Origin of the sequence: Burkholderia sp. 22088 (genome assembly GCF_052045915.1) — a bacterium.
Taxonomy (GTDB): domain Bacteria; phylum Pseudomonadota; class Gammaproteobacteria; order Burkholderiales; family Burkholderiaceae; genus Burkholderia; species Burkholderia cepacia.
Map to the genome: position 1 here is coordinate 139,221 of NZ_JBQEPY010000002.1, position 26,422 is coordinate 165,642.

Sequence of the window (26,422 nt, forward strand, 5' to 3'; positions counted from 1 at the left end):
GCACCATGCGACGCGTCGACACGACAAACCCGGTCAGCATCTCCACCAGAGATAAATAGGAGACTTAATCAATATGACAACTCATACGCTGTTCTACTGCCCCGGCCATCTTTCGTTTGCACCGCACGTCATCTTGCGCGAGCTGGGCGAACCATTCGAACTCGCACTCGTCTCGATCAAGGACGGTGCGACGCAGAGCGCCGAATTCCGGCAGCTCAACCCGAAAGGCAAGGTGCCCGTACTGCACACCGGCGACGAAGTGCTGACGGAGTCGTCGGCGATCCTGCTCTATCTCGCGCTGCGCTTTCCGCAGGCGCGGCTCGTGCCCGATACCGCGATGGGCCTCGCACGTGCCGTCGAGTGGATGAACTGGCTGGCGTCAGTGTTGCCCGGAACGGTCGCGCTCAACTTCCATCCGTCGCGTTTCAGCGAAGACCCGGCTGCGCACGACGGCATTCGCGCGAAAGGCCGCGCGGGCATCCTCGCCGCGTATGCGCAGATTGACGAACGGCTCGCGGCGCGCGACTGGGCGCTCGGCGAGCACTACTCGATCGTCGATCCGATGCTGCTGATATTTTTCAAATGGGGGAACATGCTGAAGCTCGACATGCGCGGGTTCGAACATTGGGCCGCGCATACGGAGCGCATGCTCCGCCGCCCTGCCGTCGCGACCGCGTTGTCGGTCGAACAGATCTCGATCTGGGCGTAGCGGCGAAGCCGGGTCGGGTTTGCGCCCGATCCGGAATGCCGCCCGCGTCCGTCGCGTCTCCTTCATCTTCTCAGGTCCTTTTCGCCGCTTTTCTTTGTCTGTTGCGCCGATCCTGCACACGCGCGCGCACATGCGTCGCGCACGCCGCGGATCGTCCAGGCCACGACTCCGGGAACAGGAGCCACGACCGCAATCGCATATGACGTTCTCTGCTCGTGCGGCGCTACACCGCTCAGCTCATTTTCTGCGATCGCATCGAATGCGTGAACAATGCAACATCCATTTCGTGACGTCCAATATATTTTTCGTCTTCCACTAAGTCGCCACGCATATTAATCAGCGATTGGCCGACGAGTCCGATATTGCCAATCCTGGCGAATTGATTGCGGCGAATGGAGCGGGATTGGCGTGCATTGCCAGGGCAAAATTGGCTTCAACTGGCGACCAACCCCGAGCGGTTTCGATGCTGCACGCCAGCAACGCAATCCAACTTCCGGATTTCGTTGATTGCGGTCACTGAATGCTTCTGCTGCCGGCGTCGTGCCGGCTTGTTCCGCCGAGGTCGTTGTCAGCGCAACGAAAGCCACGGTGGCCGTGCGGGACAGCGGCCTGCCGCTCGCGAACGACAAAGTCGAGCCCGGCTGCGCATTGCTGCGTATCGCTGGGTATTGCCGAACGCACGGCGCCAGCCGGCCGGTGGTTCATTCGGATCGTCGATGCCGACGCGGCGGCGCAGGTGCGCCGTGCCGCCGAACAAAATGAAATTGACCGGCCCGCCATCGGCGGCAAACGCGTCGCCGCCTGGGGCCGTGAGCATGACAACGAGAAGCAGGCGCGCTCAGTGCAAAAGCGTGTCGACAAACTCAAGGAAGACCGGACCGTCGCCACGATGAGCGACGATGAGCGACGATGAGCGGCGGTGAGCGGCGGTGAGCGGCGGTGAGCGCGCACGTCTGCCGCTTCCGGCACGGTCGACGGCCAGCGATCACCCGCGATGATCGGCCGCCCGCACGCTACGCAATCCGCAGGAACATCCCCGCCTTCTCCGGCAGCGACGACGGCTGAAAACCATAGCGTTCGTAGAACTTCGGTGTGCCGTGATCGGCCATCAGGCTGACATACGCGGTCGGCGGCGCATTCTCGTGAACGTAGCCCATCAGCGCCCGCATGATCAGGTCACCTACGCCTTTCTTCTGGTGAGCGGGCAACACCGCGATGTCCACGATCTCGAAGAAGCAGCCGCCGTCGCCGATGACCCTGCCGATTCCGACCGGCACACCGTCGCAGTAAGCCACGACGCTGAAGAGCCCGTTCTTCAACCCGATCGTCGCGGCCTGCTCCGACTTCCTGCTCAACCCTGCGGCAAGACGAATGTCGATGTAGACGGATACCGGCGGAACTTCGTGTCGAACGATGTATGCCATGCGAGCCTTTCAGGTAAGCCGTACAGGCGGATGGATCGGCCCCGCTGCGGATGAGTCCGTCGAACCCGGAGCCCGAGCGCGCGCATCAAACGAGACCATGACGACGAATCGGGCGAGGCAGCAGGCCGCGGGGACAACCACTCACCACCCACCGCCCACGGCCTCGCCCAGGTCCGCCAAGCGGCTTAGAGAATCCGCTCCAGCGCGTCGGCAAACCGCGCAACCGCACCGTCGACATCATGCAGTTTGTCCAAACCGAACAACCCCAGACGGAAGGTCTTGAAATCCTCCGGCTCGTCGCATTGCAGCGGCACGCCGGCCGCGATCTGCAAGCCCACGTCGGCGAACTTCTTCCCCGATCGAATCCCGTCGTCGTCCGTGTAGCTGACCACGACGCCCGGCGCCTCGAAGCCCTCAGCCGCCACGCTCCGGAAACCCTTGTCGGCCAGCAGCGCGCGAATGCGCTTGCCGAGCTCGAGCTGCTCCGCCTTCACCTTGTCGAACCCGTATGCCTCGGTTTCCTTCATCACGTCGCGCAGCGTCGTGAGGCTGTCCGTGGGCATCGTCGCGTGGTACGCGAACCCGCCGCCCTCGTAGGCTTCCATGATCTGCAGCCACTTGCGGAGATCGCACGCGAAGCTGGTGCTGGTCGTGCCATCGATGCGCTCGCGTGCGAGCGGGCTCAGCATGACCATCGCGCAGCACGGCGACGCGCTCCAGCCCTTCTGCGGCGCGCTGATCAGGATGTCCACGCCGCTCGCCTGCATGTCGACCCACACCGTGCCGGACGCGATGCAATCCAGCACGAACATGCCGCCGACCGCATGCACGGCGTCGGCCACCGCGCGCAGATACGCATCGGGCAGCATCATCCCGGACGCGGTTTCGACATGCGGCGCAAAGACCAGATCCGGCTTGTGTTCCCTGATCGCGGCGACCACTTCGTCGAGCGGGGCCGGCGCATACGCGGCCTGCCGCCCCGCTTCGACCGGGCGCGCCTTCAGCACCGTCGTTTCGGACGGAATGCTGCCCATGTCGAAAATCTGCGACCAGCGGAAACTGAACCAGCCGTTGCGGATGACCAGGCACTTCTTGTTCGTTGCAAACTGCCGCGCGACGGCTTCCATGCCGAACGTCCCGCTGCCCGGGACGATCACGACCGACTTCGCGTTGTAGACTTTTTTCAGTGTGCCGGAGATGTCGCGCATGACGCCCTGAAAGCGTTGCGACATATGGTTGACCGAGCGATCGGTGTACACCACCGAATATTCGAGGAGCCCCTCGCGGTCAACATCGGGAAGTAAACCTGGCATGCTCGCCTCCGGTGAAAAATGAACGATCGATTCCGGGCAGGCAGTGTCCGTGACGCGATACCGCCCTGCCCCAATGCAATTGCGCTGTTTCCTCGACGAAAGCAGATTCTAACGAACGCCGCCCGCCGCTTGGGGCATATTTTGGCGGCTGCCCGGCGCAGGTCCGGCATGACGCACCGCAACGCGGCTGCCGTGGCGCCCGGTCGAATCCCCCGCCCCGTGGCCGCCCGCGTCGGCCGGTGCGGCGCACGAAGCCCTGTTCGACGTATGGATAAACGCCACTTCCCTGGCATGCCGCCTACCATGTCGGCTCACCTTTCACGACAGAGTCTTCGATGATCCCCAACCGCGCATCATCCCGGCAGCCGTCGACCGATCCCGCACTCGCCGAGCGCGTCGATGCGGTACTGTCCCGTCAACTCGAAACACATCGCCTCGTTGGTGCGGTCGTCCTGATCGCACGCGACGGCGAACTCGTCTATCGCCGCGCGGCCGGGTTCGCCGATCGCGAAGCGCGCACGCCGATGCGCGAGGACACGCTGTTCAGGCTCGCATCGGTGACGAAGCCGATCGTCTCGACGGCCGCGATGGCGCTCGTCGCGCAACACAAGCTGTCGCTCGACGACGACGTCACGCGCTGGCTGCCCGGGTTCCGCCCGGCGCTGCACGACGGCAGCGTGCCGGTGATCAGGGTGCGCCACCTGCTCACGCATACGGCCGGCCTCGGCTATCGCTTCACGGAAGCCGACGCGACCGGCCCCTATGCGCGCGCGGGCGCCTCCGACGGGCTCGATGCCGCATCGATCACGCTCGCCGAAAACCTGCGCAGGATCGCGAGCGTGCCGCTGCAGTTCGCGCCGGGAACCGGCTGGAACTATTCGCTTTCCATCGACGTGGTCGGCGCGCTGATCGAGGCCGTCAGCGGGCTGCCGCTCGCCGACGCCATCGATACGCTCGTGCTCCGCCCGCTCGGCGCCCGCGACACGGGATTCGTCGCACGCGATCCCGCGCGACTCGCGACGCCCTACGTCAACGACACGCCGCAACCGCACCGGCTCGCCGAAAACGAAACCGTGCCGATCTTCGACGGAACCGTCGGCGTGACGTATTCGCCGTCGCGCGCGCTCGACGCGGATGCCTTCCCGTCGGGCGGCGCCGGGATGGTCGGCACCGCCGGCGACGTGCTGAACCTGCTGGACACGCTGCGTGCGGGTGGCGGCTCGCTGCTGCCGGCCGACCTGGTCGACGAGATGGGCCGCGCCCACACCGGCAACCTCGAATTGCCCGACCTGCCCGGCGCGGGGTTCGGCATCGGGTTCTCCGTATTGCGCGACCCGCTCGCGGCGGCATCGCCGGAGTCCGTGGGCACGTGGCGCTGGGGCGGGGTCTACGGGCATTCGTGGTTCGTCGACCGCGCCCGCGGGCTCACCGTCGTGTCGCTGTCGAACACGCTTTACGAAGGGATGAACGGCCAGTACACGATCGATCTGCGCGACGCGATCTACGACGCCGGCTGACGCGCGCAACAAAAAAGGCCCGACACGGTCGGGCCAATGAGTCGAGACACAAGGAGAATCCCGCCCACCACACCGGGCGGGGCACGCCGCGCTACACGACGTTCTTTTCGACGATCGGCCGGTTTTCCAGCACCCGCGCCCAACCGAGCGACGACAGGTCGAGCGTGTCGTAACGCCCGCCCAGAATGAGTTCGCTGACCCCGCGCCCCGTCGCCGGCCCTTGCTGCAACCCGTGGCCGCTGTAGCCGTTCGCGAACACGACGTTGTCGAGGTCCGGGTGATAGCCGATGATCGCGTTGTGGTCGAACACGTTGTACTCGTAGTACCCGGACCAGCAGTTTTCCACGCGCAGCGCCTCGAACTCCGGCACGCGGTTCGCGAGCGTCGGCCAGATCACCTCGTCGAACAGGTCGTGGTCGACTTCGTCGAGCGGCAGGTCGTCCGGATCGCGATCCGGGCTCGGCGACGTCCCGCAGATGTACGTGCGCCCTTCCGGCCGGAAATACACGCCGGTCGGGTCGATCAGCAGCGGGCAATCCGTGAGCCTGGCAGGCGACGACACGTTGAAGATGCTGCGGCGCCGCGCATGGACGGGGATGTCGATGCCCATCATCGACGACAGCGTGCGGGCCCACGCACCGGCCGCGTTGACGAGCGTGTCGCACGCGTAACGTTCGCCGTCGGCCGTGACCACATGCGTCACCTTGCGGCCGTCGCGCACCACCGCGGTCACGTCGGACGGCACGTAGCGCGCGCCCAGCGCCTGCGCCTTCTTGCGCAATGCCTGCACGAGCCCGTAGCCGTCGAACCAGCCTTCGCCGCTCACGCCATATGAGCCCGAGACGAGATCGTCGACGTTCAGCCACGGAAACTTCGCGCGCAGCGCATCGCGGTCCATCAGCCGGATATCCGCGCCGAGGCTCGTCTGCAGCGCATGGTTCTCGCGCAGCGTCGCGTCGCCGGCCGGCGTCGCGAGGAACAGGTAGCCGCCTTCGTGCAGGTCGATCGACGGCTGGTGGCCGTCCACTTCGAGCCGTTCGCCGATCGTGCGCAGGAAGTCGATGCCGAACAGCGACATCTGGATCGACAGCGGCGTCGAGAACTGCTGGCGAATCGACGCGGCCGACAACGCCGACGACGATCTCGCATAGGTGGGGTCGCGCTCGATGACGGTTACGGATACCGTGGGATCGGTGGCGCGCAGGAAATAGGCGATCGAGCTGCCGATCACACCACCGCCGACGATGACGACTTGAGAACTCACGACTGACTCCAGTTGCACATGAAGGGCGCGGCCACCCGGCCGCGCCCGTGGGTTGTTCGTGCCGCGTCGCACGCGGCGTCGCGCGGGCGGACTCGTGCGGCTGCCGCACCGGCGTGCGCCGCGATCGCAACCGATCGCCGATGGCATTTCAGCACGTCCGGCAGCGCCGCGAAAGTCCGCGCGCGCCTGTTGCGTTCAATCCGCCGATTTCGTCGTGACGGGCTGCCACGCGGCGTTCTTCACCTCGTACAGCGTCGAGCTCGGGCTCTTCAGGTCGCCCGTGTTCGTGAACGCGATCGTGCCCGTGATGCCGTCGTAGCGCGTGCCCTTCAGCGCGCCGTTGAAATCGGCCGGCTTCGTCGAGTTCGCCTTCTGCATCGCGTTGATCGCGATCCACGTCGCGTCGTAGGCGAACGGCGCGTACGCGAGCATGTCGACACCGTACTTCTGCCGGAATTTCGTTTCGAACGCCTTGCCCTTCGCGAGACGCGACAGCGGCTGCCCGTATTCCCACACGGCCGCGCCTTCCGCCGCATTGCCGGCCAGCTTGATGAAGTTCGCGTTCATCACACCGCCGCCCGCGAGAAACTGTGCGCGGATGCCGAGCTGGCGCATGCGTTTCACGAGCATCGCAGCCTGCGCGTCGAGGCCGCCGAAGAACACGAGATCGGCGTTGGTGCTCTTGATCTTCGTGAGCTGCGCGCTGAAATCCACCGCCTTGTCGTTCGTGAATTCGCGCGCGACGATCGTGCCGCCGTTCGCCTTCACGGCCTTCTCGAATTCGTCGGCTTCGCCCTGGCCGAACGCGGTGCGGTCGTCGATGATCGCGATGCGCTTCGCCTTGGTCACGCTCGCCGCATAGGCGCCCGCGTTCCCGGCGTTCTGCGTATCGGTCGCGATCACGCGATACACGGTGCCGAGCCCGGCACGCGTGATGTCGGGATTGGTCGCCGACGGCGTGATCATCGGAATGCCGGCCTTCGCGTAGATCTTCGACGCGGGCAGCGTCGTGCCCGAATTGAAGTGGCCGATCACGACGGCCACCTGCGCGTCGGCGAGCTGCTGCGCGGCCTGCACGCCGGTGCGCGGATCGCTCTGGTCGTCCTGCGACGCGACGACGAACTTCACGGGCTTGCCGCCCACCGTCGGATGCGCGGCATTCGCTTCGTCGACGGCCATGCGCACGCCGTTCTCGATGTCCTTGCCGTAGGCGGCGCCGCCCCCCGTCAGCGGGCCAGCGACGCCGACCTTGACGACCGTCTCCTGCGCGTGGGCCGCGCCCGTCTGGAGCGCGAGAATCGCGGCGGTCAATGCGACGCCGGAAAGCGAACGAATGCGGAACGTCATGACAATCCTTGTTCTGGGGGCCGGGATGCAACGCGCGACCACCGCGCGTCGACACCCTCTCGCGTGCCGGTCGTCTCGTCCGCTACCGGGGCGTCGTGCAACGCACCTGGCCGGTCGATCGCCGCGGCTCCGTCTCCGAAGAGCCTTTCATCGCGAAAGAGGTGAATGGATTGTGGGTAGCCAATACCCGTGCAGCAAACGAAATATCGGAACTATGTAGTGAGGATTTGTCATCAAGTTCCGCATGCGCGGCCGGCCCGCGGCCCGCGCAGCCGTGAACCGCGGGCAGGCAGTTTTCATGGGAAGCTGCGCCGGCGCCCGTCCATCAAGGCCGGCCGTGGTCATGCCGGCAGCGCATCATCGTTGCGATGACGGCCCGGGGCGGCCACCGCGACGCCCGCGGCGCCGCGTTATCGGTCAGTGCCGATCGGCGCCCGTCTGCTTGCGCGCCGCATCCGCCGCCTCGCCGGCCTGCTCCTGAAGCTTGCCGGCCTGCTGTTCGGCGACGCCTTCCGCTTCCGTCTTGCGGTCGCCCGTGACCTTGCCGAGCGCTTCCTTGACCGAACCCTTGACCTGCTTGAGCTTGCCTTCGATCCGATTCCTGTCCATGGTCGTCTCCTGCGATGGTTGGGGAGAACCGGCGGCATGACGGCCAGCGCCGCGCCGCCGAGTGGACAGGATCGCAAGCGGGCGCCGCGCGCGGCAGATGCGGATGCACCAGCGCGCATGGTGCATTCGTACCGACGGCGTCAGTCCTTGCCGTTCTCGCCCGCCTTCGCGCCGCGCGTGCCGTTCGCGTCGGCCGCGCCGACGATTCCGCGTTCGCGCGCCCATACGATCGCCTCGCCGCGGCTGTGCACGTCGAGCTTCGCGTAGATCGTCGCGACGTGATTGCGCACGGTGTTCGGCGCGAGCCCGAGGCGGCCGGCGATTTCCTTGTCGGCGAGACCGTGGCACAGCAGGTCGAACACGTCGCGCTCGCGCGCGGTCAGGTCCGACAGTTGCGCGCCCGCATCCGGCGCGTTCGCACGCCGCACGTTCGCCAGCTTCTCGATCAGCGTGCGGCTGAACCACGACGCATCCTGCATCGCCGTTTCGATCGCGTACACGAGTTCCATCTCCGTGCGCTTGCGATCGCTGATGTCGAGCAGCGCGACGAGCAGGCAGTCGCGCCCGTGTATCGCGACGGGGTCGGCCGACACGACGCAATCGCGCACGTCACCATCGCGCGTGCGAATCTGCACGTCGGCGTTGCGCACGCTGCCGTCGCGCGCGAGCCGGCCTTCGATGCGCTGCCATGCGCCGCGTTCGGCCCACAACCCGATTTCCTCCGCGGATTTGCCGAGCAGGTCGTCCTGCGCATGGCCCGTCATCGCGGCGAACGCGCCGTTCACGTCGAGCAATTCGAAGCGGTCGGCCGTGACGATCGCGGTGGCGACCGGCGCCATCCGGAACGCCGTCGCGAAGCGTTCCTCGCTCTGCCGCAGCGCGCGCTCGGCCTGCTTGCGCGGCTCGAGATCCATGAACGTAAACAGCATGCATGCCTCGTCGTTCATGTCGATGGGCTGCCCGGCGACGACCACGGCCTTCGTGCTGCCGTCCGCGAGTTTCAGCACGGCCTCCATCTGCGGAATCGTTGCGCCTTCGCCGAGCCGCTCGATCGCGAGCTCGCGCCGTTCGGCCTGTTCGAGCACGTCGAGCTCGTACACCGAACGGCCGAGCACGTCGTCGCGCGCGTGGCCGGTCATGTCCAGAAAACCCTGGTTGACCTTCACGTAGCGCAGGTCGTCGAGCCGGCAGATCACGGCCGGCGCCGGGTTCGCGTTGAAGGTGCGCTCGAAGCGCTCCTCGGCGCTCGCCCATTCGGTCGCGTCGTGCAGCACCAGCGCGAGGCAGTCGGGTTCGCCTGCCGCGTTCGTCAGCACGAGGCTGCGGATGCGGTGGACCCAGCTCACGGATTCGTCGGCGGCCGATTCCACTTCGACCGTCACGTCGCTGAACTCCTCGCCCGCGATCACGCGATCCATCGGATAGTGGCCGTCGCGCACCGGATGGTTGTTCCGGTAGCGCAGCCGGAAGCGCTCGCGGTAATCGGTGACGGTCTCGCCGAGCGCCTTCAGCTCGGTCACGCCGTGCATCGCGAGCGCGGCCTCGTTCGCCCAGACGATCCGCTGGTCGGGTTCGACCAGGATCACGCCCTCGGTGAGCCCCGCGATGATCTGGTGCAGCTGGCGCCGGTCGGTATGCGACTTCAGCACCTGTTCGTTTACCTGTTCGTTCATCGAATGCTTGTCCATGTCGTCAGCATGACCGCCGGCCCGGTTGCCGCTTCGTCGACACGCGCCGGCCGGCGCGTGTGGCGATGATCGCGCGCCGCATCCGTGCGCGACAGGCGCGGATGCACTAATCGCCATAGTACATTCGCACCGCGTGCCGCCACCGTGCGGCATCCCGCCGATCCCGGAAGCATTCTCCGCGCCTGCTTTGCGCGCGCCGCCCCCCGCGAGCGCACCACCTCCCCTTCACGACACCCCCGTGCAAACGCACTAGCCGATCAGGTGAATTTGCGCGATGCCCGTGCACGTTCGACCCGGTACGCTGGTTCTGCATCGGCGCTCATGCGCTGCCATCCGAACCGCAGAGGAGAAGCACGATGAAGCTGCATCAGACACCCGATCCGACGCGGCCCGAACCGCCGCCGGACAACCCGCCCGAACCGCCGCCCGGTACCGATCCGCCGGTTCCGCTGCCGCCCGACGTGCCGCGCCCGGACATGCCGCCGCGCGAGCCCGGCTACGACACGCCGATCGCCGGGTAATGGAGTAACGCGGGAGTAACGCGCGGCACGATCCGTGCTCGACGATCGGTCCACTCACCCCATCAATCGAAGGAGAACATCAATGAACAAAATCTCGCACCTTTCGACACTGCTCGCCGTCAGCGCGGCTTTCCTGCTCGGCGCCGCGCCGCTCACGAACGCAGTTGCGCAGGACGCATCCACCGACAACGGCATGAAGACCGAATCGAACCAGCCCGTCACCGACACATGGATCACGACCAAGGTGAAGGGCGAGCTGGCCGCCACCGACGGCCTGAAGAGCGTCGACATCAGCGTGAAGACCGTCGACGGCGTCGTCACGCTGACCGGCGTGCTGCCGACGAAGATCGCCGTGAAGAAGGCGATCGCCGTGTCGCGCGCGGTCAAGGGCGTGAAGCACGTCGACGCATCCGGCCTGAAGGCGAAGGCCTGACCTCCCGGCGCGGCACGCCGCCGCGCTTTTTATCCCTGCACGACAAGGAGCACACGATGAACGAGGACAAGATCAAGGGCCAGTGGAAGCAGCTCACCGGCAAGCTGAAGGCCAAGTGGGGCAAGCTGACCGACGACGATCTGGCCGTCGCCGACGGCAATCGCGAGTATCTCGCCGGGAAGATCCAGGAACGGTACGGGATCGCCCGCGACGCGGCCGAGAAGCAGTTGAAGGAATTCGACCGCGAGCTGTGACGCGACAGCACATTCATGCAACCGCCGCGGCGCCGACGGCGTCGCGGCCACCAGGACCTACGACATGGGCAAATACCTGATCGCCTGGCTGCTCGGCGTGCCGGTCGGGCTGCTGGTGCTGTTCTTTCTGATCACGCACGTGTTCTGACGGCACGGGGCGCGGCATGGGCCGGCCGCTTTGCCGCTTTCCACTTTCCCCAACCACATCGATGACCGTGACGCCGCGATCCGGCATTCGCCCGATCGCGCGTATTGCGTTGCATCGCGGGCCGCCGCCCAACGCAAATCGGGCAGGACGCCCTTGCGCCCTGCCCGATCGGCTCATTGCTTCCGAAAGCGGCGTACCCCGCTTTCGCTTCGTTACTTCGCCGCGTTCGCCGTCATCTTGAAGATGCCCTGCGCGTTGCCCGCATCGAAACGCAGGTCGGTCACCCAGCGGCGCGCCGCCTGGTCGAACGTGCGCTTGCGCGTGATGAACTCGTAGAACGAGCCCGGCACGTTGCGCTTCACCGTGCCGCCGTCGCGCGTGCGGAACTCGCGCTCGACGGTGTCGGCACGATACGCGGTCTGGAACACGCGGCCCGAGCGCGAGCGCTCGACTTCCGGCTTCATCGGCCGGCCCTTCGCCTTCTCGTCGTCGGACAGCTTGAACACGTCGGCCACACGATCGGTCGCATGGTTGAACGCGTTGCCTTCGGTCGCGATCCACGCCATTTCCGCCGATTCCAGCAGCAGCGTTTCGTAATCGAGTTCGTTCGGCACATCGTGCTGGCGCGCGAACGCACCGACGATCTCCGGCAGCAGTGCGTGCGCGGCGTCGAGCGACAGCCAGCCTTCGCGCTCGACTTCCCACAGCAGCGCGACGGCCGCCGGCGACAGCGGATCGCGCGACGAGCTGACGACGTTCGTCACGGCCTGCTGGAATTCCTTCGAGAAACGTTCCGGATGCAGTTCGCTGACGAAGAACTGCGCGATTTCGTCCGGCGCGTCTTCATGCGCATACGCGCGGCCCGTCATGCCGAGCTTGTCGAGCGGGTAACGACCGTTCAGGCGGAAGCCGAGCGGACGCAGGATGCGCGTGAACGCGGCCTCGCCCGGCGGCAGCGCGCCCGTGTGCGGCCAGCGCACCGTGCGCAGCGCACCGTGGTCGAAATAGACCGAGCCGCCGCTTTCGATCGCGTCGGCCGTGTACGCGCGGCCGTTCGCCGAACGCTCGAGCAGCCCTTCGAACAGCGCCATGTTCATCGCCTGCGCGATTTCCGCGCGCGTCACGACGCCGTCCTCCCATTCTTCGAGGATGGCCGGCATGTTCAGGGTCGAGAACAGGGCGTCGGTCTTCGCCTGTCCCAGCAGCTTCGTCAGCAAGCTCTCGATATTCGGATTGCGCATCAGGATTCTCGTCTCGGGGGACCGCCGGCAAACGTGCCGGCAACTCGTCGGCCGGCTGCCCAGCGGGCGCCTGACCTTGCGTGGGGAGCATTATTCAAAGGGTTGCAGCCGGGCGTAAAGCGAGATTAAATTGATACGTGATGAGTTTTTGGAATTATCAGCCGTTCCTCGGCCCCGCCTTCCGCCCGACGCCGCGCGGGCCTGACCGTCAGACGAATCGAACATCATGCGCAAATTCAAGATCCCCAACATGGGCGCGCTCGTGGCTTTCGAAGCCGCCGCCCGCCACGAGAGCTTCACGCACGCGGCCAAGGAGCTGTTCCTGACGGAAAGCGCGGTCTCGCGCCAGATCGCGACGCTGGAAGCCAGCCTCGGCGTGCGGCTGTTCGCACGCGTGAAGCAGCGCGTCGTGCTGACGCGCGCCGGCAAGCTCTACGGCACGCAGGTGCGCCGCGCGCTGGAGGCGCTCGACCGCGACACGCTGTCGATCATCGCGCACGGCAGCGGCGGCGGCTACCTGGAGCTGGCGGTGCTGCCGACCTTCGCGTCGCACTGGCTGATCCCGCGCATCAAGAGCTTCTACGACCGCACGCCCGACGTGCGCGTGAACATGGGCAGCCGCACCGACCTGTTCTCGTTCGAGGACACGCACTTCGAGGCCGCGATCCACTACGGCAAGCCGACCTGGCCCGGTACGTCGTCCGACTACCTGTTCGGCGAGGAAGTCGTGCCGATCTGCTCGCCCGCGCTGCTCGACCGGCCCGTCGAGCGCGTCGAGGATCTGCTCGCCTACCCGCTGCTGCACTCGACGACGCGCCCCGGCGCGTGGGCGCAGTGGTTCGAGACACACGGCGTCGAGGACATCCGCACGATGCAGGGCGTGCGCTACGAGCTGCACACGATGCTGATCAGCGCAGCGGCGGCCGGGCTCGGCGTCGCGCTCGTGCCGAAATTCTTCGTCGAGGAACAGTTGCAGCAGCTCGGCCTGGTCGTGCCGTGCGACGCGGCGACGGTCGGCGATTCCGCGTACTACCTCGTGTATCCGACGGAGTTCAGCCACAGCAAGCCGCTGGAGCTGTTTCGCGGCTGGCTGCTCGAGCAGGCGAGCGCGTATGCGGCGCCGGAGCGCGTGGAGGAGGATGCCGATCTGGAGGATGACGAGGACGTCGAGTAGCAGCGCGATTGCGTCAGCGTGCGGTGGCGTTGCAGGCATGCCGCGCCGGCACGCTGGCCTTGACGACTTTCACCAGCCGCGCGCTATCGGGCGTTTCCAGCCCCGGGCACGCGGTATACAGATTGCGGATCACGAGCGTCGCGCGCCCGTCGAGCAGGCAAACGCCGTGCGGCTGCGCGGCGGGCAGCCGCAGCCCGCGCCGCGCAACGTCCTGGTTCGTGAAAACGATCATGCCCGCACGTTGCGAGCGGTCGGGCAAGCGCATCGCCGACGCATCGTCGTCCTCGAACCACACGTCCGGCCCGATCGCTTCATCGTCGTAATCGACCGCGTAACGCCCCGACAGCGTGATCGTCCGGTCGACATGCACGGCATGGCATTCCGGCTCGGCATCGGCCAGGATCGGCTGCTCGCCCGCCGCGGCCGGGCCGCACGCCAGCAACAATACGGCGCACAACGTGCGGGCGCGGCCGGTCAGGTTCGATACATCAAGCGCTTGGCGGATCATGGGGAGCGAAAGGCGGGCCATCGTGACGATGACCCGCATTGTCGCGCAACGCCCGCGTGATGCGCGTGACGAGCGTCACATATGCCACTTCACCGTCGCGGTGAGCGTGCGCGGGTCGCCGGGCATGTTGTACAGGTCGGCATTGCCGTGCGCGGCAATGAAGTAGCGACGATCGAACAGGTTGTCGAGCGTGAGCGTCACGTCGACCTTCTTGCTGCGATAGCCGGCACCGAGATTGAACGTGGTGAACGACGGCAGCGTGACGAGATCGCTCGCCGACGTATAACGCGCCGACTGGAACTGCATGCCGGCCGCCGCATAGAAGCCGTACGGCAGCTCGCGCTTGATCCACAGGTTCGCGCTGTGGCGCGGCATCAGCCCGGGCGTGTTGCTCGCCACCGTGACGCCCGCTGCCGTCGATTGCGCCGAGCCGTCGACCGTCCCGTTCAGGTACGCGTAACCCGCATATACCGACCACTTCGGCGCGATCTCGCCGGTGAAGCCCAGCTCCATCCCGTGCACGTGCTGCGTACCGATCGGCAGCGCGTAGCCGGGATTGTTCGGGTCGCCGATCTGCTGGTCGGTCTGGCGCATGTCGAACAGCGTGACGCTCGCCGTCGCCTTGCCGCCGAGGTCGAAGCGCGAGCCGACTTCATACGCGGTGGTCTTCTGCGGCGCCAGCGCGGCGCCGTTCGCGAACGCGCCGGCACTGATCAGCGTATCGGCGAGCGGCGAGAACGACTGGCTGAACGACCCGTACAGCGTCAGCCAGTCGAGCGGTTCGTAGATCAGGCCGACGCGCGGGCTCCACGCGTGATCGGTACGGTCGAGGTTGACGTTCGACGACGTGTAGTCGTGGCGGATCTGGTTCAGGTAGTCGAAACGCAGCCCCGCGAGCACCTTCCAGTGCTCGGTCAGCGAGATCAGGTCCTGCGCATAGACGCCCGCGAGCCCGATGACGGTCGACGCGTTCGTCTTCGCCCGCGCGCCGGTCGGCACGCCGGGCAGGATCACCTGCTGCGGATTGAACAGATCGTAGGTCGCGACCTTCGACACGCTGTAGATCGTGTCGAACTTCTGCTGCTGCGACAGCTCGAGCCCGTACAGCAGCTCGTGGCGCATGCCGAACAGCGAGGTCTTCTGCGTGAGCTCGAACAGGCCGTCGATGCCGTGGTCGGTGCGCTGGCGCGTCGACTGGTCGAGCGTCACGACCGGGTGCGCGGCGGTCTTGATCGGCTCGTACGTCACGTAGTTCTTGCGTTCGAGCGAGAAGTCGTACGCGCGGATCGCGCCGTGAAACGACAGCGAATCGCTGAAGCGGTGATCGAGCGACACCGTCGCGCTCTTCGCGGAGATGTCGTTGTACGAGCTGTTCGCCGCGTCGGCCGAGCCGTAATACGTGTTGATCGGCACATCGACCGGCCGGCCGCGATACGCGGGCAAGCCCTGGTCGGACGTGCGGCGGTCGTGCAGGTAGTCGAATTCGACGTTCAGCACCGTGTCGCGGTCGAGCTTGAACTGCGCGGACGGCGCGATCGCCTGGCGGTTGAGCTGGAACTGGTCGCGGAAACTGTTCGAGTTCTCGGCCGCGCCGGTCATGCGAAAACGCGCCGCATCGTTCGCGTTCCAGCCGAGGTCGAATTCGCCGCGCCGCTCGCCGCGCGTGCCGAGCGTCACGCCCACGTCGCGCACCGGGTTCGCTTCCGGCCGCTTCAGCACGCGATTCACGATGCCGCCCGCCGAGCCGCGCCCGTACAGCACGGCCGCCGGCCCCTTCAGCACCTCGACGCGATCGACGTTCGACAGGTCGCGGTAGTACAGCGCGTCGTCGCGGATGCCGTCGACGTACTGGTCCGTGATGCTGTTGAAGCCGCGGATCGTGATCTGGTCGCGCTGGCCGTCGCCGACCGAAAAACCGATGCCCGGCACGTTGCGCAGCGCATCCTGCATCGACGTCGCGTTCTGGTCCTCGATCACTGCGTGCGGAACGACGTTCACCGTCTGCGGCACGTCCATCAGCGACATGTCGGTCTTGGTCGCCGCGCGCGAGTGGCCGCCGTCGTACGACGCATGCTCGGCAGCCGCATTGACGGAGATCGCGGGCAGCGTCGCCGCGGTGTCGCTCGCCTGCGCGAACGAGGTGCGTGCGCCGGCCAGCGACGTGGCGATCAGAAGCGCATGGCAGGCGCTCTTGTTGAGTTTCATCGTGAACGTAGGGGCTGAAGGAAAAACGGCGAACGAAAACGCATCCGGCCGACGCGCGCATCACGCGGCGAATCGACCGACGAAGCGTTCCGTGAAGGAGACGATGCGCGGGGGATCTCCCCGTCGCATCCGCCGGCCGACGCACAGCCGGCGCGGGTGGCTGCCGGCCGGCGGAACCGGCTCGAAACGAGCCGCGACGTTCTGTCGCGACTTGTAACGGAGCGAAATATTAAACGAGAATGATTCGTGTTTTTAGTAATTTTTCGACGTGTCGCCTGCCCGCAACGTGCATGCGCCCGGCGCTCCGTATTCCTGACGAACACCTTTCCGTTTCGAGCTTTTGTGCGGCCAGAACGTAATTGAAACGAAAGAATTCCATCTCCCCCATCGGGCGATGAAGGGCCGGGTGCCAGGCGGGATTCGGGATTTGACGACGAATAGACTGGAGAGGATCACGAAGCATCCGTCGAAGCAGACGGCATGCATTCGAAGTCCGGTGCGCGCCGGACCGGGCAACCCCGACCCGGCGCTCCGGGCAGCCGACCTCGCATCGGCAGTGCGGCGGATTTTCTTCTGTTCTTCACTCCGTGTGCTCTCAGGTTCACTTCATTTTTTTCTTCGCCGCGCCGAGCCATTATCCGCGCAATCCGGCCACAGGGAAACGTTTGCGGGTGCCTGTGGCGTGTTATACCAAGCATTCGGCAACAGTCTTTCCGGATGCTTTCAATGCATGCGGCACGATTCGGCAAATCTTGCATTCATGCCGGCGTTCCTTTTTAATGGAACTGGTTCCATTCGCTGATTCGGCCATGTTTCCCCGTGACGCTTCGTCGTGCGCGCGTCATCATGCCGATTCAGGATCGAGGATCGCTCAGCTCAGGATTCGCATCGCCCGTCCTTCCCGGACACCCCGTCAAACGAGACCGTCATGCCCGATTCCGCTTCCCTGCAACAGCTGTTTCCCGCCTTTCAGGACATTCCCGCCGAGTACCGGCTCGCTTCGCCGATCCACCAGCGCGTGTCGCTCGTCGACGGCGAATTGCGCCCGTGGGACGGCGCGACCAAGACCGTGCTGTCGCCCGTGTGTGTGCGACAGGCGGACGGCAGCGTCGAGCAGGTCGAGATCGGCAGCTATCCCGTGATGGGCGAGCCGGAAAGCGACGCGGCGCTCGACGCCGCGGTGCGCGCATACGACTCGGGCCGCGGCGAGTGGCCGACGATGAAGGTCGAGCAGCGCATCGCGTGCATGCAGGACTTCATCAAGCGGATGGTCGCGCAGCGCGAGCTGGTGGTGAACCTGATCATGTGGGAGATCGGCAAGAGCCTCGCCGATTCGCAGAAGGAGTTCGACCGCACCGTCACGTACATGACGCAGACGATCGACGCGCTGAAGGAGCTCGACAACGCGAACTCGCGCTTCGTGATCGCGGAAGGCACGATCGGCCAGATCCGCCGCACGCCGCTCGGCGTCGTGCTGTGCATGGGCCCGTACAACTATCCGCTGAACGAGACGTTCGCGACGCTGATCCCCGCGCTGCTGATGGGCAACACCGTGGTGTTCAAGCCGCCGCAATACGGCACGCTGCTGTTCGAGCCGCTGCTCGAGGCGTTCCGCGACGCGTTCCCGAAGGGCGTGATCAACACGATCTACGCGCCCGGCGCGGTGGTCGTGCCGCACATGCTCGCGTCGGGCAAGATCAACGTGCTCGCGCTGATCGGCTCGAGCAAGGTGGCCGACCACCTGAAGAAGCAGCACCCGAAGTCGCACCGCCTGCGCGCGATCCTCGGCCTCGACGCGAAAAACGCGGCGATCGTGCTGCCCGACGCCGATCTCGACCTCACCGTGAAGGAGTGCCTGCTCGGCGCGCTGTCGTTCAACGGGCAGCGCTGCACCGCGCTGAAGATGCTGCTCGTGCACCGCTCGATCGTCGACGAATTCCTGAAGCGCTTCACCGCCGCGCTCGAGCAGCTGAAGATCGGCATGCCGTGGGAGAAGGGTGTCAGCATCACGCCGCTGCCCGGGATGCATCGCACGGCCTACATGACGGACGCGATCGACGACGCGAAGGCCAGGGGCGCGCAGGTCGTCAACCATTCGGGCGGCGAGTTCAGCAAGACGCTGTTCTATCCGGCCGTCGTGTACCCGGTGTCGGAAGGGATGAAACTGTACCGCGAGGAACAGTTCGGGCCGATCATTCCGGTCGCGCCGTTCGACGACGTCGAGACGGCGCTCGACTACGTGACGACGTCGGATCACGGCCAGCAGGTCAGCATCTTCGGCTCCGATCCGGTGCAGATCGGCGCGCTCGTCGATCCGCTCGTGAACCAGGTGTGCCGCGTGAACCTCAACTGCCAGTGCCAGCGCGGGCCGGACGTGTTCCCGTTCGCGGGCCGCAAGGATTCGGCGGAAGGCACGCTGTCGGTGAGCGACGCGCTGCGCGCGTTCTCGATCCGCTCGATGGTCGCGGCGAAGCAGACCGACAGCAGCAAGCAGCTGCTCGATTCGATCGTGTCGGATCACACGTCGAAGTTCATCAACACGGGCTTCATTTTCTGAGTACGGCGGCCGCGCGGCACGGCTCGCTCACCCGCGAGCCGCTTGCGCCGGCCGTGCGCCCGCATGGCCGTCGCATGCCCTACACGTTCGACACCAGCAGCCGAATCCCCGCCACGCCGAACACGACGGCGAGACACGCTTCCATCGCGCGCCGGCCGCGCACGTACAGCCGGCGCGCGCCGTTCATCGAGAACACGAGCGCATAGCCGCCGAACACCAGGCACCCGATCACGAGGCAGCCCGGCACGACAGCGCCGTGCGACGCGCCCGCACCATTCGACGACAGCGCGACGATCGACACCCACACGAGGATCGCCTTCGGATTGGTCAGGTGCAGCATTGCGCCGCGTACGTAGAAACGCGACAGCCGTTGCTCGCCCGCTGCGTTCAGCGACGTCGCCGCTTTGCCCGACCATGCCGTGCGCCCCGACTTGAATGCCAGCCACATCAGGTACAACCCGCCGAAGATCTTGATCGCGACCAGCAGCTTCGACCACGCCAGCAGCGCGGCCGACACGCCGAGCGCCGCCACCGTCGCCCAGACCATCGACCCTGAAATCACGCCGAGCGCAAACGCGAGCGCCGCCTTGCGGCCCTGGTTCGCGGCGACCGACATGATCGCGAGATTGCTCGGCCCGGGGCTGGCCGTCCCGATGAAATAGGCCGTGTAGGCCAACAGCAGGTTGGCCGAGAAAAATGCGTGGACGCTCATGTCGAACCTCGCAGGGATGATCAGCGCATTGTTGGCAAACGCGCGCCGTCTGCCCATGGACAATTGGCCGGCAATTCGCTGGGCCAGTTGGACAGGTCGTGCAGCCGGCTCGCCGTGGGCGAATCCGTCTCGGTTTTGAAACACCCGTCACATTCGCCCCCGGTTTTCGCCGGCCGCGGCGGCCATCCCGCAGCGCCGCCTCCGGCCGGCCGAACGCCTGACAGGCGCAGGCGGCAGGCGCGCGGCGGCCCGTTTCGTCGGCCCGCCATGGAACGCGCGACGCAATTTATCCCCGCGTTACGTTACATCCGTGAAGCATTTCGCTTCGCCGGACCGCCCCGCGCACCCGACATGCATCGCGCCGCGCAGGTAGATGGCCTCCTCGATCGCCGCCACGATCCAGTACCGGCGGGACTCGCCGCCCTGCATCGCCCCGTCGCTCGACATTGCTCGACAATCGCGCCGCCGAGCTGGTACGGAACCTGCGTTCCATTCGGGCGAGACAGCCGCGCCGGTCATCGCGCGGACACAAACCCACCCTCGGGCGCGTCCAGCGGATACGCCCGAACGATTCGCGCAAGCAACGAGGCCCTTCATGGATGCGCTGCCCAATTCGTCCGACACGTCGTTCCAGCTCTTTCTCGCGAAACTGCTCGAACAGCCGTTGCCCGACTGGACCGAAAAACAGCAGATGGAACTCGAGATGGCGCGCTCGCTGTCGACCGAAATGGTCCACCTCGCCGAGGACATGCGCGGCCGCACGCCCGATCTCGCGCGCTGCCTCGTGCTGCTCCGCTACGCGAAGGTGCTCGACTTCATGCTGACGTCGCTCGCCGCGCATCGCGACATTCATCCGCAGACGCTGCGCACGCTGTTCCGCCTCGCGAACCTGAAAGTCGACGATGCGTATCCGGCCTGAGCCGGCACGACGCAGCGGCTGCCGCCGGCGGCAAGCACGGCCACGGCGGCCATTCCCGATTCGCGCGCATGCCCGATAATCTCGCCGCATGAGCATCAGGAACCGGACATCCCGGCTGGCCGGCGCGCTCGGCGTGTTCGTGAAACGCTACGGGCGCAAGGCTCAAAAGCATCTCGACCCGAACGATCGCCGCTACGATCGCGACGTCGAGCGGGCGATGCGGCGCATGTCGCCCGCCGACCTGTCCGATCTGCTCGCCGGCGATGACGACACCGCGAACGACACCCGGGCCGGTTTCGCCGACGCGAGACGCACGCCGTGAACGCCGCCGACTTCGACCGGATCTGGCCGGCCATCTGCGACACCCCGGCCTGGTCGGTGACGAAAGGCCAGGGCAGCTTTCTCACGTTCGAATTCGGGCAGCCCGCGCTGCATGTCAGGGAGCCGCTCGCCGGCTCGCCCGGCCTGTCCGCGGCATCCCGGGACAGGCTCGCGTCGCGGCACGTGACGGTCGCCGGCAGCGGGCATCTGTGGATCTGCTACTGCCACTGGTCGATCGCGCTCGACGGTCTCGAACTCGCGCACAGCGAATCCCGCTCCGGCGACATCGCCGCCGCCGCGCAACGTCTCGACGGACAGATCCTGCAATCGATCGCGCCGCGCGCCCAGCCGGGCTCGTGGGCGTTCGACTTCGACCTCGGCGGCAAGCTGACGACCTGGCCGTACGGCGACGACCCGGCCGACGAACAGTGGCATCTCTACGACCGGCGCTCGGGCAACGTGCTCACCGCCCGCGCGGACGGCACCTGGTCGTACGGCCCGGCGAACGCGCCGCCGGAAAGCGGATCGCCCGGTTCCGGATAGCCGCCGCGCGCGCGCCGCATCCGCTTCCGGCAGCACGCCGGGCTGATGCCGTGCATCAGCGTGACGAGCGGCCCCGCACCGCAAACGGAGGTACAATCGCGCGCCATGAACGCACTTCGCCGCTTCCTGCTCCGGCCAGGCGTCGCGCGACAGCTTCTGTGGGGATTCCTCCTCGTGACGCTGCTGTCCCGCGCGCTGATGTCGGGCGCCGTGATGCTCGATCCGGACGGTCCGGATGCGGGCTCGGTGGTGCTGTGTTCGGGCCGCGGCCCGCTGATCGTCGACGTGGCCGCGCTGGCTGCCCGTTTCGATGCCGGCGCGCCGATCACGCCGGCCAACGATGCGCTCGCGCTCGCCGATGCGCTCAAGCATGACGCGCACGCCGACAACCCGGCTTCTGCCGGAGGCGGCGACAGCCTGTGCGCATTCGGCGCCGCGCTGTTCACGGCGCTCGCGTCGTTCGTGCTGCTGGTGCTGCTGTTTCCGGCCGCCGTACCGCGGCGCTTCCGGATTCACGTCGCCTCTCTTCCGTTCGTGCGATCGATCTTCGACGATCGCCCGCCTTCCCGCGCGCCTCCCCTGTTCTGCTGACGGTTCCGCCTAGCGGCCCGCGCACATCGATATGCACGGGCCTGCACGCCGTTCGTCTCATACGACCTGATTCAAGCGTTCATCCGCCTGCCCGCACCGCGCGGGCGACGCCGTCATGCGCACCGTCCGCGCATGGCGCCACGCCGCCCGCTCCGTCGCTGCGTGCCGGCGGGCGCTACGCACGTTGACGTCCGCCGGCACGCGCCGGCGTGGCCGCTCAACGAACACGAGGAGCTGACACCATGTCGACCACCGTCGAGCGGGCCCTCTCGCCCGCCCATTCCGCCCACGCGGGTTACCGGACGCTCTGGCGCTGGCACTTCTATGCCGGCCTGTTCGTCATGCCTTTCCTGGTGATCCTCGCGATCACGGGCACGCTGTATTGCTTCCAGCCGCAGATCGAGCCGCTGCTGTATCCGCACCGGCTCGTCGTCGAGCCGCGTGCCACGCCGCGCCTCGATCCCGACGCGCTGCTCGCGAGTGCGCGCACCGCGATGCCGGCCGGCGCGACGCCGGTTTCCGTCCAGGTCTCGACCGCGCCGGACCGCAGCGCCGAGTACGTATTCCGGCTGCGCGACGGCAGCCGCGAGAGCGTGTACGTGAACCCGTACGACGGCAACGTGCTCGGCACGCTGAGCGTCGAGAACCGCTTCATGCAGATCGACCGGATGCTGCATCGCAAGCTGCTGCTCGGCAAGACGGGCGAACTGCTGATGGAGCTCGCCGCGTGCTGGACCTTCGTGATGATCGGCACCGGCATCGCACTGTGGTGGCCGCGCGGCACGGCGCGCGTCGGGCGCGCATTGCGGCCCGACCTGTCGCTGCGCGGCCGGCCGCTGTGGAAAAACCTCCACGCGACGGCCGGCATCTGGCTCGCGGCCGGCACGGTGGCGTTCATCCTGACGGGGCTGCCGTGGTCGGGTTCGTGGGGCAAGAACTTCAAGGCGCTGGCCGCGACCGTGAACCTCGGCGCGCCGGAAGGCGCATGGGGCGGCGCGTCGGTTCGCTCGACGCGCCCGGGTGCCGCTGCCTCGCTCGAGCGTGCGCCCGAGCATGCGCCTGCGCAGGCCGCCGCGCCGTCCGGCCATCACCACGAATCCGGCGAGTCGATGCCGGGGATGGTGATGGACGACCTGCCGTTGCCGCAAACGCCCTGGGCGGTCGGCAACGTGCCCGTCCCGCATTCGCCGTCGACGCCGACCCCGGCCCCGCTGCCGCTGGCCCGCGCGATCGCGATCGTCGCGGGCCTCGGCGTGACGAGCGGCTACACGCTCGCGCTGCCGTCCGGCGCGGACGGCGTGTTCACCGCGTCGTACTTCCCCGACGATCCGCAGGCCGAGCGGACGATCTACCTCGACCAATACAGCGGCGCAGTGTTGAAAGACATCCGCTACGACGACTACGGCGCGGTCTCGCGCGCCGTGTCGTATGGCACGTCGCTGCACATGGGCCGCTACTTCGGGCTCGCGAACCAGATCGTCTGCGCGGTGTTGTCGCTCGGACTGGCCGCGATGGCCGTTACCGGCACCGTGATGTGGTGGAAACGGCGCCCGGCCGGCAAGCTGGGCGCGCCGTCGCGCGAACGCGGCACGCCGCCGATGCGCGGCTGGATCGCGGGGCTCGTGCTGCTCGGCATCGTCTTTCCGCTGATGGGCGCGACGATCGTCGCGGTCTGGTTGATCGACCGTCTGCTGTTCGGCCGTGCGGCACGCGCGGCAGCCTGATTCGTCGCGCGCCGGCGCATGCCGAGCGCCGACACGGCAAGCCCGGGCCACGGCGTGGCTCGGGCTGTTCGCGCTCGTGCTCGCGCTCGTCGCGCCGCTGATCTCGCAACTGCGCGCGAGCGCATCCGAATCCGTTGGCGGCCTGCCGGCCGCGCCGATCTGCTCGGCAACCGGCAACACGCTCGTGGCGCACGCGGAGCCACATGCACCCGCCGATACGCACTTCGACCGCTGCGGCTATTGCGGCCTGCTTGCCGGCCATCCGCCGCTGCAGTACGCGGTGTTCCTGTCCGCCGCCCCGGCCGTGCGGCATGCGCCGCCCGCGCCGCCGATCCCCGCCGGCCGCGCCCCGTCGAAGCGCTACGCGCTCGCCGCCCGCGGGCCGCCCTCCTCCCGCGCCTGACGCACCTCGCGACCGCGTCGCCGCACATCGCGCGGCGCCGTCCGCTTCGCCTGCCCGCCCTGCCGGTGTCCGATGCCGAGCCCGCGCGCGTGACCACGCGCGGCGGCCGGCGCCGCGCATGGCGCGCATCGTGTCCGTTTCATCATCGTCACCCCAACCATACGTACAACGACATGTTTCCCTCGACCCGTATTGCCGTCGCGCTGTCCGGCGCGATCTCCGTGCTCTCCGCGTCAGCCGCATGCGCACAAGGCGCCGCGCCGACCGACGCGCCGACCGCGTCTACACTGCCCGCGATCAACGTCAACGCGACCCGCGCGGCGGACTCGCTGACGTCGAAACCAACCGTCGACCTGAAGCGCACGCTCGACCAGACGGTCGGCTCGGTGGGCTTCGTCGATGCGGACAGCTACCAGAACACGTACGCCTTCACGCTGCGCGACGTGCTGAAGGACGTGCCCGGCGTGTTCGTCGAGAACCGCTACGGCCAGGAGTTGCGCCTGTCGATCCGCGGCTCGGGGATTGCCCGCTCGTATCACACGCGCGGCCTCGAGATCCTGCAGGACGGCATCCCGACCAACCTCGCGGACGGCAGCGGCGACTACTACCAGATCGATCCGCTCGCGCTGCAGGCGGTGCAGGTCTACAAGGGCGGCAACGGCCTCGCGTACGGCGCGTCGACCCTCGGCGGCGCGATCGACTTCGTCACGCCGACCGCCCACACCGCCGACGCGCCGAACATCGTGCGCGTGGAAGGCGGCAGCTACGGCACGGTGCGCACGAGCGCGCAGATCTCGCGCGTGATCGGCCCGCTCGACTTCCTCGCGAACTTCAGCGTCAATCATTCGGACGGTTATCGCGATCACGCGAAGGGGCAATACGAGCAGTTCAATGCGAACGTCGGCTACCGGTTCAGCCCGGCCGTCGAAACGCGCTTCTACGTCGGCGTGTACGTCGTCGACCAGCTGCTGCCGGGCACGCTGTCGCTGTCCGACGCGCTGAACAATCCGACCAGGGCGGCGCCGAACGCGATATCGGGCGATCAGGCGCGCAACACGCGCACCGAGCGGATCGCCAACCGCACGACGGTGAAGCTCGATTCGGGCGAACTGCAATTCGACACGTGGGCGATTCACAAGAGCCTCTATCACCCGATCTTCCAGGCGCTCGACCAGGACGGCTGGACCTACGGTTTCGCGCCGCGCTACACCGGCCGCCTGACGCTCGGCGGGATGCGCAACGACCTGATCGTCGGCGCGCGCTTCTTCGGCGGCCGCACGCAGGCGAACCAGTACGTGAACGTCAACGGCAACAAGGGCGCGCAGACGCTCGACTCGACGCAGACGGCGTTCAACTATGAAGCGTACGTCGAGAACCGGCTGTTCTTCATGCCGACCGTCGCGCTGATGACGGGCGTGAAGGCGCTGCATTCGGTACGCGAGTACATCGACAACGGCGGGCTGCCGCGCGACCCGAACTACCGCTCGACGAACGCGAGCTACAGCGGCGTCAATCCGAAGCTCGGGCTGCTGTGGCAGCCGGACGCGAACACCCAGGCCTACGTCGACATCACGCGCAGCCAGGACGTGCCCGACTTCACCGACCTCACGCAGACCTTCTCGAACACGACGCGCTTCACGCCGCTCGCGGCGCAGCACGCATGGACGATCGAGTTCGGCACGCGCGGCTCGCGCGAGCGTGTGAGCTGGGACGTGACCGCCTATCGCTCGCTCGTGCGCGACCAGTTGCTGCAGTACACGACGAACCCGGACGTGCCGGCGGCGACGTTCAATGCGAACAAGACGGTGCTGCAGGGGATCGAGGCCGGTGCGTCGGTCGAACTGTTGCGCAACGTCACCGGCCGCGGCGCGGGCGACAAGATCACGCTGTCCGGCATCTGGACCCTGAACGACTTCCGCTTCAAGAACGACCCGCAGTACGGCAACAACCGGATCGCGGGCGTGCCGCTGAACGTGCTGCGCGCGACGCTGGGGTACGCGCGCCCGAGCGGTTTCCACATCGCGGCCACGCTCGACTGGGTGCCGTCGGGCGCGTGGGCCGACGACGCGAACACGTTGCGCGTGCCGAGCTACGCGCTGCTCGGGCTGCAGGCCGGCTACGACTTCCGCAACGGACTGTCGCTGTTCGTCGACGCGCGCAACCTGACCAACAAGCGCTACGTCAGCGACATCAGCACCGTCGCGGATGCGCGCACCGCGAACACCGCGATCTTCTATCCGGGCGAAGGACGCAGCGTGTTCGCCGGCATGCGGTACGCGTTCTGATGCGCCGCCTGC

26 protein-coding genes are annotated in these 26,422 nt (G+C 67.1%); 15 read left to right on the plus strand and 11 right to left on the minus strand.

The genetic code is table 11. The annotated features are described in order from the left end of the window. The first annotated feature begins 73 nt into the window (after positions 1–73). Positions 74–709: a glutathione S-transferase family protein gene (locus ACTJLD_RS03700; RefSeq protein WP_059692831.1), complete on the plus strand. Its 636-nt coding sequence runs from the start codon at positions 74–76 to the stop codon at positions 707–709. A gap of 520 nt (positions 710–1,229) precedes the next feature. After that, the gene (locus ACTJLD_RS03705) at positions 1,230–1,622 is read left to right on the plus strand and encodes a hypothetical protein (protein ID WP_440658006.1); all 393 of its coding nucleotides are present in this window, start codon (positions 1,230–1,232) and stop codon (positions 1,620–1,622) included. Between the two features lie 100 nt (positions 1,623–1,722). Here the strand turns inward: ACTJLD_RS03705 and ACTJLD_RS03710 are convergent, their stop codons facing one another. Both ACTJLD_RS03710 and ACTJLD_RS03715 read right to left on the minus strand, forming a co-directional pair. Further along, positions 1,723–2,133 carry a GNAT family N-acetyltransferase gene (locus ACTJLD_RS03710; RefSeq protein ID WP_059687532.1) on the minus strand — a complete coding sequence of 137 codons (411 nt, stop codon included), beginning with the start codon at positions 2,131–2,133 and terminating at the stop codon, positions 1,723–1,725. A gap of 185 nt (positions 2,134–2,318) precedes the next feature. Then, entirely contained in the window at positions 2,319–3,446 is a 1,128-nt protein-coding gene (locus ACTJLD_RS03715) for an aminotransferase class V-fold PLP-dependent enzyme (protein WP_060085672.1), read from the minus strand. Positions 3,447–3,781: 335 nt separating this feature from the next. On the opposite strand from ACTJLD_RS03715, the gene ACTJLD_RS03720 reads away from it, so the two are divergent. After that, positions 3,782–4,963, plus strand: a complete 1,182-nt coding sequence (locus ACTJLD_RS03720) for a serine hydrolase domain-containing protein (protein WP_440658007.1) — start codon at positions 3,782–3,784, stop codon at positions 4,961–4,963. Between the two features lie 91 nt (positions 4,964–5,054). Here the strand turns inward: ACTJLD_RS03720 and ACTJLD_RS03725 are convergent, their stop codons facing one another. The 4 genes from ACTJLD_RS03725 to ACTJLD_RS03740 all read right to left on the minus strand — a co-directional run bounded on the left by ACTJLD_RS03725 (position 5,055) and on the right by ACTJLD_RS03740 (position 9,856). Beyond that, complete coding sequence (locus ACTJLD_RS03725) at positions 5,055–6,227, minus strand: NAD(P)/FAD-dependent oxidoreductase (RefSeq protein WP_059692821.1); 1,173 nt, start codon at positions 6,225–6,227, stop codon at positions 5,055–5,057. Positions 6,228–6,422: 195 nt separating this feature from the next. Next, entirely contained in the window at positions 6,423–7,574 is a 1,152-nt protein-coding gene (locus ACTJLD_RS03730) for a branched-chain amino acid ABC transporter substrate-binding protein (RefSeq protein WP_027790672.1), read from the minus strand. A gap of 417 nt (positions 7,575–7,991) precedes the next feature. Continuing rightward, positions 7,992–8,183 carry a CsbD family protein gene (locus ACTJLD_RS03735; RefSeq protein WP_027790671.1) on the minus strand — a complete coding sequence of 64 codons (192 nt, stop codon included), beginning with the start codon at positions 8,181–8,183 and terminating at the stop codon, positions 7,992–7,994. Positions 8,184–8,323: 140 nt separating this feature from the next. Further along, positions 8,324–9,856 carry a helix-turn-helix transcriptional regulator gene (locus ACTJLD_RS03740; RefSeq protein WP_060350285.1) on the minus strand — a complete coding sequence of 511 codons (1,533 nt, stop codon included), beginning with the start codon at positions 9,854–9,856 and terminating at the stop codon, positions 8,324–8,326. A 371-nt stretch (positions 9,857–10,227) separates the two neighbouring features. On the opposite strand from ACTJLD_RS03740, the gene ACTJLD_RS03745 reads away from it, so the two are divergent. The 3 genes from ACTJLD_RS03745 (at position 10,228) to ACTJLD_RS03755 (ending at position 11,079) form a co-directional block, all read left to right on the plus strand. Further along, positions 10,228–10,392 carry a hypothetical protein gene (locus tag ACTJLD_RS03745; RefSeq protein WP_021162615.1) on the plus strand — a complete coding sequence of 55 codons (165 nt, stop codon included), beginning with the start codon at positions 10,228–10,230 and terminating at the stop codon, positions 10,390–10,392. Between the two features lie 82 nt (positions 10,393–10,474). Continuing rightward, complete coding sequence (locus tag ACTJLD_RS03750; RefSeq protein ID WP_027789765.1) at positions 10,475–10,825, plus strand: BON domain-containing protein; 351 nt, start codon at positions 10,475–10,477, stop codon at positions 10,823–10,825. 56 nt (positions 10,826–10,881) lie between these two features. After that, positions 10,882–11,079 carry a CsbD family protein gene (locus tag ACTJLD_RS03755; RefSeq protein ID WP_021162617.1) on the plus strand — a complete coding sequence of 66 codons (198 nt, stop codon included), beginning with the start codon at positions 10,882–10,884 and terminating at the stop codon, positions 11,077–11,079. Between the two features lie 360 nt (positions 11,080–11,439). On the opposite strand, the gene ACTJLD_RS03760 is transcribed toward ACTJLD_RS03755, so the two are convergent. Continuing rightward, positions 11,440–12,468 (minus strand): DUF1338 domain-containing protein, encoded by a 1,029-nt coding sequence (locus tag ACTJLD_RS03760; RefSeq protein ID WP_059687527.1) that lies wholly within the window; start codon positions 12,466–12,468, stop codon positions 11,440–11,442. A 226-nt stretch (positions 12,469–12,694) separates the two neighbouring features. On the opposite strand from ACTJLD_RS03760, the gene ACTJLD_RS03765 reads away from it, so the two are divergent. Next, positions 12,695–13,642, plus strand: a complete 948-nt coding sequence (locus ACTJLD_RS03765) for a LysR family transcriptional regulator (RefSeq protein WP_027789767.1) — start codon at positions 12,695–12,697, stop codon at positions 13,640–13,642. 13 nt (positions 13,643–13,655) lie between these two features. On the opposite strand, the gene ACTJLD_RS03770 is transcribed toward ACTJLD_RS03765, so the two are convergent. After that, the gene (locus tag ACTJLD_RS03770) at positions 13,656–14,150 is read right to left on the minus strand and encodes a hypothetical protein (RefSeq protein WP_440658009.1); all 495 of its coding nucleotides are present in this window, start codon (positions 14,148–14,150) and stop codon (positions 13,656–13,658) included. A 75-nt stretch (positions 14,151–14,225) separates the two neighbouring features. Beyond that, on the minus strand, positions 14,226–16,355 hold the full coding sequence (locus ACTJLD_RS03775; protein ID WP_440658010.1) for a TonB-dependent receptor: 2,130 nt from the start codon (positions 16,353–16,355) through the stop codon (positions 14,226–14,228). A 928-nt stretch (positions 16,356–17,283) separates the two neighbouring features. On the opposite strand from ACTJLD_RS03775, the gene ACTJLD_RS03780 reads away from it, so the two are divergent. Further along, on the plus strand, positions 17,284–18,912 hold the full coding sequence (locus ACTJLD_RS03780) for an NADP-dependent glyceraldehyde-3-phosphate dehydrogenase (protein WP_059624114.1): 1,629 nt from the start codon (positions 17,284–17,286) through the stop codon (positions 18,910–18,912). 79 nt (positions 18,913–18,991) lie between these two features. Here the strand turns inward: ACTJLD_RS03780 and ACTJLD_RS03785 are convergent, their stop codons facing one another. Beyond that, positions 18,992–19,624: a LysE family translocator gene (locus ACTJLD_RS03785; RefSeq protein WP_059687693.1), complete on the minus strand. Its 633-nt coding sequence runs from the start codon at positions 19,622–19,624 to the stop codon at positions 18,992–18,994. 297 nt (positions 19,625–19,921) lie between these two features. Next, entirely contained in the window at positions 19,922–20,071 is a 150-nt protein-coding gene (locus ACTJLD_RS03790; RefSeq protein ID WP_166741951.1) for a hypothetical protein, read from the minus strand. A 148-nt stretch (positions 20,072–20,219) separates the two neighbouring features. Here ACTJLD_RS03790 and ACTJLD_RS03795 point away from each other — a divergent pair, with 148 nt between their 5' ends. From ACTJLD_RS03795 to ACTJLD_RS03825, 7 genes are all read left to right on the plus strand, one after another. Then, a complete protein-coding gene (locus ACTJLD_RS03795; protein ID WP_021162626.1) occupies positions 20,220–20,543 on the plus strand; it encodes a hypothetical protein in 324 nt (107 codons plus the stop codon). A gap of 88 nt (positions 20,544–20,631) precedes the next feature. Then, positions 20,632–20,865, plus strand: coding sequence for a hypothetical protein (locus ACTJLD_RS03800; protein WP_059692813.1), 234 nt, complete (start codon positions 20,632–20,634; stop codon positions 20,863–20,865). Further along, on the plus strand, positions 20,862–21,407 hold the full coding sequence (locus tag ACTJLD_RS03805; protein ID WP_059692811.1) for a hypothetical protein: 546 nt from the start codon (positions 20,862–20,864) through the stop codon (positions 21,405–21,407). The genes ACTJLD_RS03800 and ACTJLD_RS03805 overlap by 4 nt, the downstream gene beginning before the upstream one ends. A 105-nt stretch (positions 21,408–21,512) precedes the next feature. Continuing rightward, positions 21,513–21,998, plus strand: coding sequence for a hypothetical protein (locus ACTJLD_RS03810; protein WP_027789774.1), 486 nt, complete (start codon positions 21,513–21,515; stop codon positions 21,996–21,998). Between the two features lie 242 nt (positions 21,999–22,240). After that, positions 22,241–23,722 (plus strand): PepSY domain-containing protein, encoded by a 1,482-nt coding sequence (locus ACTJLD_RS03815; RefSeq protein ID WP_440658011.1) that lies wholly within the window; start codon positions 22,241–22,243, stop codon positions 23,720–23,722. Further along, positions 23,700–24,125, plus strand: coding sequence for a DUF2946 domain-containing protein (locus ACTJLD_RS03820; RefSeq protein ID WP_440658012.1), 426 nt, complete (start codon positions 23,700–23,702; stop codon positions 24,123–24,125). The genes ACTJLD_RS03815 and ACTJLD_RS03820 overlap by 23 nt, the downstream gene beginning before the upstream one ends. 173 nt (positions 24,126–24,298) lie before the next feature. Continuing rightward, complete coding sequence (locus tag ACTJLD_RS03825; RefSeq protein WP_440658013.1) at positions 24,299–26,410, plus strand: TonB-dependent receptor family protein; 2,112 nt, start codon at positions 24,299–24,301, stop codon at positions 26,408–26,410. Positions 26,411–26,422 lie beyond the last annotated feature (12 nt).

What these genes read in the sequence shown, in the direction of transcription:
- ACTJLD_RS03700 (WP_059692831.1), top strand. Translation starts at nt 74, where the DNA reads ATGACAACTCATACGCTGTTCTACTGCCCCGGCCATCTTTCGTTTGCA.
- ACTJLD_RS03705 (WP_440658006.1), top strand. Translation starts at nt 1,230, where the DNA reads ATGCTTCTGCTGCCGGCGTCGTGCCGGCTTGTTCCGCCGAGGTCGTTG.
- ACTJLD_RS03710 (WP_059687532.1), bottom strand. Translation starts at nt 2,133, where the DNA reads ATGGCATACATCGTTCGACACGAAGTTCCGCCGGTATCCGTCTACATC.
- ACTJLD_RS03715 (WP_060085672.1), bottom strand. Translation starts at nt 3,446, where the DNA reads ATGCCAGGTTTACTTCCCGATGTTGACCGCGAGGGGCTCCTCGAATAT.
- ACTJLD_RS03720 (WP_440658007.1), top strand. Translation starts at nt 3,782, where the DNA reads ATGATCCCCAACCGCGCATCATCCCGGCAGCCGTCGACCGATCCCGCA.
- ACTJLD_RS03730 (WP_027790672.1), bottom strand. Translation starts at nt 7,574, where the DNA reads ATGACGTTCCGCATTCGTTCGCTTTCCGGCGTCGCATTGACCGCCGCG.
- ACTJLD_RS03735 (WP_027790671.1), bottom strand. Translation starts at nt 8,183, where the DNA reads ATGGACAGGAATCGGATCGAAGGCAAGCTCAAGCAGGTCAAGGGTTCG.
- ACTJLD_RS03740 (WP_060350285.1), bottom strand. Translation starts at nt 9,856, where the DNA reads ATGAACGAACAGGTAAACGAACAGGTGCTGAAGTCGCATACCGACCGG.
- ACTJLD_RS03745 (WP_021162615.1), top strand. Translation starts at nt 10,228, where the DNA reads ATGAAGCTGCATCAGACACCCGATCCGACGCGGCCCGAACCGCCGCCG.
- ACTJLD_RS03750 (WP_027789765.1), top strand. Translation starts at nt 10,475, where the DNA reads ATGAACAAAATCTCGCACCTTTCGACACTGCTCGCCGTCAGCGCGGCT.
- ACTJLD_RS03755 (WP_021162617.1), top strand. Translation starts at nt 10,882, where the DNA reads ATGAACGAGGACAAGATCAAGGGCCAGTGGAAGCAGCTCACCGGCAAG.
- ACTJLD_RS03760 (WP_059687527.1), bottom strand. Translation starts at nt 12,468, where the DNA reads ATGCGCAATCCGAATATCGAGAGCTTGCTGACGAAGCTGCTGGGACAG.
- ACTJLD_RS03765 (WP_027789767.1), top strand. Translation starts at nt 12,695, where the DNA reads ATGCGCAAATTCAAGATCCCCAACATGGGCGCGCTCGTGGCTTTCGAA.
- ACTJLD_RS03770 (WP_440658009.1), bottom strand. Translation starts at nt 14,150, where the DNA reads ATGATCCGCCAAGCGCTTGATGTATCGAACCTGACCGGCCGCGCCCGC.
- ACTJLD_RS03775 (WP_440658010.1), bottom strand. Translation starts at nt 16,355, where the DNA reads ATGAAACTCAACAAGAGCGCCTGCCATGCGCTTCTGATCGCCACGTCG.
- ACTJLD_RS03780 (WP_059624114.1), top strand. Translation starts at nt 17,284, where the DNA reads ATGCCCGATTCCGCTTCCCTGCAACAGCTGTTTCCCGCCTTTCAGGAC.
- ACTJLD_RS03785 (WP_059687693.1), bottom strand. Translation starts at nt 19,624, where the DNA reads ATGAGCGTCCACGCATTTTTCTCGGCCAACCTGCTGTTGGCCTACACG.
- ACTJLD_RS03790 (WP_166741951.1), bottom strand. Translation starts at nt 20,071, where the DNA reads ATGTCGAGCGACGGGGCGATGCAGGGCGGCGAGTCCCGCCGGTACTGG.
- ACTJLD_RS03795 (WP_021162626.1), top strand. Translation starts at nt 20,220, where the DNA reads ATGGATGCGCTGCCCAATTCGTCCGACACGTCGTTCCAGCTCTTTCTC.
- ACTJLD_RS03800 (WP_059692813.1), top strand. Translation starts at nt 20,632, where the DNA reads ATGAGCATCAGGAACCGGACATCCCGGCTGGCCGGCGCGCTCGGCGTG.
- ACTJLD_RS03810 (WP_027789774.1), top strand. Translation starts at nt 21,513, where the DNA reads ATGAACGCACTTCGCCGCTTCCTGCTCCGGCCAGGCGTCGCGCGACAG.
- ACTJLD_RS03815 (WP_440658011.1), top strand. Translation starts at nt 22,241, where the DNA reads ATGTCGACCACCGTCGAGCGGGCCCTCTCGCCCGCCCATTCCGCCCAC.
- ACTJLD_RS03825 (WP_440658013.1), top strand. Translation starts at nt 24,299, where the DNA reads ATGTTTCCCTCGACCCGTATTGCCGTCGCGCTGTCCGGCGCGATCTCC.